Raw genomic sequence first — 3,172 nt, 5'->3', positions numbered from 1 at the left:
GGCGGCGTCGCGCAGGTCCCGCAGGGCGACCGCGTACCGGTGTCCCTCGGTCAGGTTGCGCGCGGGGCGGACGATGAGCAGCCGGCGGTCTTCCGGCGCGTTGGCGTCCAACTCGGCCCAGTACGGCCGGCGCTCGCCGGTGTCCAGGTCGAGCAGCACGATGGGCGCGTCCCGGTCGAGCGAGGCGCCGATGTCGGTGATCGGGGCCGCGCCCGTCCTGGCCAGGTCGAGGCGGGGCACGAGGGTGAGGATCATCGAGCCGGGTGAGAACCCGTCGCTGCGGTTCCACTCGGCGGGGTCGATGGGCACGCCCGCGGCCGAACGGGGCATCGCCTCCACGGGGAAGGCGACGCGGCGTCCGGTCTCCGTCCGCCGGTCGGCCACGATGTAGTGGTCGTTGGGGAACGGCAGCAGGCAGGCCGCCGGGTCGATCGGATCGCACCCGGGCCCCCGTGAGTCGCCGCCCGGCGCCGGAGTGACGGCGGAGCCCCCGCCCACGGCAGGAGCCGCGGCGGCGGGGAGGGCCGGGCCGAGCCCGGGGATCAGCCCGCCGGCCAGGACGGTGGTCAGGGCGGTGGTCAGGGCGGTGGCCAGGGCGGTGGCGAGCACGAAGAGGCGGGCACGGGCTCGCATGGCGGCACCTCGGAGGACGCGGGCGACGGTCGGGGCCTACCGATGATCAGTTCTCCCGTCCGCCCCGTCAATGCCCTTCACAGAGCCCGCCCCGGTTTTGTGATGGGTCACAGCAACGGGCCGCCGACTTTGCGGCCCCGTCCAATTCACAGGACCCCGTCCACGGCCCATCGTGTGCTGAACGCCGTCGCGTACCCCTTCGGGAGTCAGCATGCATCGCCGGACCTTCATCCGTACGGTCTCCGCGGGTCTGGGCGCCGTCGCGCTGCCCGGCTCGCTCTGGCAGGAGGCGGCCGTGGCCAGGGTGGTGCGCGGCGCGAGCCCGTACGGTCCGCTGGGCTCCCCGGACGGCAACGGCGTGGCGCTGCCGTCCGGGTTCACCAGCAGGGTGGTGGCCCGGTCGGGCAGGCCGGTCGGCGGCACCCTCTGGCATCCGGCGCCCGACGGCGGCGCCTGCTTCGCCGACGGGACGGGCTGGATCTACGTGTCCAACTCGGAGGTGCCGCTGGTGGGCGGCGCGTCGGCGATCAGGTTCCGGGCGGACGGCTCGGTCGCGCGGGCGTACCGCGTCCTGGAGGGCACGAACATCAACTGCGCGGGCGGCAGGACGCCGTGGGACACCTGGCTGTCCTGCGAGGAGATCTTCCGTGGCCGCGTCTACGAGACCGACCCGTACGGCGTCCGGGTCGCGCAGCCGCGACCGGCGATGGGCCGCTTCAAGCACGAGGCCGCCGCGTGCGACCCGGACCGGCGGGTCGTCTACCTCACGGAGGACGAGAGCGACGGCTGTTTCTACCGGTTCATCCCGACGATCTGGGGAGACCTGTCGAGCGGCCGGCTGGAAGTTCTCTGCGGCGGCGACCCGGTGGTGTGGCGCCCGGTCCCCGACCCCACCCCCGCCGTGCTGCAACGGCAGACGCGGCACCAGGTGAGCGAGGCCCGGCACTTCGACGGCGGCGAGGGCTGCCACTACGCCAACGGCGTCTGCTATTTCACGGCCAAGGGCGACCGCAAGGTGTGGGCGTACGACGCGGTCCGCGGGCGGCTCGGCTCCGTCTACGACGGCGGCGGCACGCTCGACGGGGTCGACAACATCACCGGCGCGCCCACCGGCGACCTGTACGTGGCCGAGGACGGCGGGAACATGGAGATCAACATCATCACTCCGGACGGGGTGGTGGCGCCGGTCGTGCGCGTCGACGGCCATGAGAGGTCCGAGATCACCGGGCCCGCGTTCTCCCCCGACGGGACCCGCCTGTACTTCTCCTCCCAGCGCGGCGCGGACGGCGGCAGCGCCGGCCTCGACGGCGTCACGTACGAGATCACCGGCCCCTTCCGCCACTGACCGCCATGCCCTGAACCCGCCCCCGAACCCCTGGCCCCACCCGACCAGCCCTTTCCGACCAGCCCTTCCTGACCAGCCCTGCCCCGACAGCCCTGCCCCGACCAGACCCCGTTCCCCTGGCCAACCGCTCGTCCCGCCGGGCACGAGCGCCCGGCCGCTCCACGCACGTGATCCACCAGCACCGCTCCACCCCCCGACTCCCCGAGAGGTGCCCTTCATGATCCGACGTCTGACCGCTGCCCTGGCCGCGCCCCTGCTGCTCCTGCTGCTGTCGCCGCCGGCCGAGGCGCGGGCCGCCGAGTCGTACGTCGCGCTCGGCGACTCGGCCGCCGCCGGACCGCTCATCCCCGACCAGGTCCTGCCCGAGCTGGGCTGCTGGCGTTCGAACCGCAACTACCCGCACCTGACCGCCCAGGCGCTCGGCGTCGCGTCGTTCCGCGACGTCACCTGCTCGGGCGCGAAGACCCGCCACATGTACGAGCGGCAGAACACCGACCTCGGCTCGGTGGCGCCGCAGCTCGACGCGCTGCGGCCGGACACCACCCTGGTCACGGTGCACATCGGCGCCAACGACGTCGGCCTGACCGGCTTCATCGAGGACTGCCTGAACCTGCTGCCGCCGCCGGTCGGCGACGCCTGCAACGACGACTACATCGGCGCCGACGGGCAGGACACCTGGCGCGTCAAGACCGACGCGCTGCGTCCCACGCTGGTCCAGCTCGCCGCCGACATCCGCGCCCGGTCGCCGCAGGCCAGGATCTTCATGGTGGGGTACGCCACCTACGCCCGGCCCGACGGCTGCTACCCGCGCGTCCCCATCATCAAGAAGGACGCGAACTACATCCGGTCGACGCTGATGTACTTCAACCAGATGCTGGCCGAGCAGGCCGCCGCCGCCGGGATCGGCTTCATCGACCTGCAGACCCCCAGCGTGGGCCACGACCCGTGCGCCTCGTCGGGCACCCGCTGGATCGAGCCGTACGTCCCCGCCTCGCCGGCGACCCCGTTCCACCCGAACGCGCTCGGCATGCGCAACTTCGCCGCCATCGTGACCTCGGCCGTGACCGCGGGACGCTGACCCCTCAGCCGATCCTCACCATGATCGCCGCGCCGTCACCACCCCACGGTGGCGGCGCGGCCGCGTCCCAACGGCCGTCACGGCCGCGGGGGGGCCGGGCGGCCCCCCCCCCCCCC

Annotated in this window: 2 protein-coding genes and 1 pseudogene; 2 read left to right on the top strand and 1 reads right to left on the bottom strand. The window is 73.7% G+C overall.

Annotated elements, in window-relative coordinates; genetic code table 11:
- Positions 1–633, bottom strand: a pseudogene (locus OUY22_RS36290) (hypothetical protein); the annotation flags it as partial.
- A gap of 211 nt (positions 634–844) precedes the next feature.
- Between OUY22_RS36290 and OUY22_RS36285 the strand changes: the two are divergent.
- Positions 845–1,978 carry an alkaline phosphatase PhoX gene (locus OUY22_RS36285; RefSeq protein ID WP_270159848.1) on the top strand — a complete coding sequence of 378 codons (1,134 nt, stop codon included), beginning with the start codon at positions 845–847 and terminating at the stop codon, positions 1,976–1,978.
- Between the two features lie 217 nt (positions 1,979–2,195).
- Complete coding sequence (locus OUY22_RS36280) at positions 2,196–3,056, top strand: SGNH/GDSL hydrolase family protein (protein WP_270159847.1); 861 nt, start codon at positions 2,196–2,198, stop codon at positions 3,054–3,056.
- Positions 3,057–3,172: the final 116 nt, after the last annotated feature.

The sequence above is a fragment of the Nonomuraea corallina genome (assembly GCF_027620315.1).
Taxonomy (GTDB): domain Bacteria; phylum Actinomycetota; class Actinomycetes; order Streptosporangiales; family Streptosporangiaceae; genus Nonomuraea; species Nonomuraea corallina.
The sequence above is the reverse complement of the archived record's forward strand: the minus strand, read 5'-3'. Positions and strand labels throughout refer to the sequence as shown.

Bases quoted from the DNA above. Each gene is read 5' to 3' on its own strand.
- OUY22_RS36285 (WP_270159848.1), top strand. From the start codon at position 845: ATGCATCGCCGGACCTTCATCCGTACGGTCTCCGCGGGTCTGGGCGCC.
- OUY22_RS36280 (WP_270159847.1), top strand. From the start codon at position 2,196: ATGATCCGACGTCTGACCGCTGCCCTGGCCGCGCCCCTGCTGCTCCTG.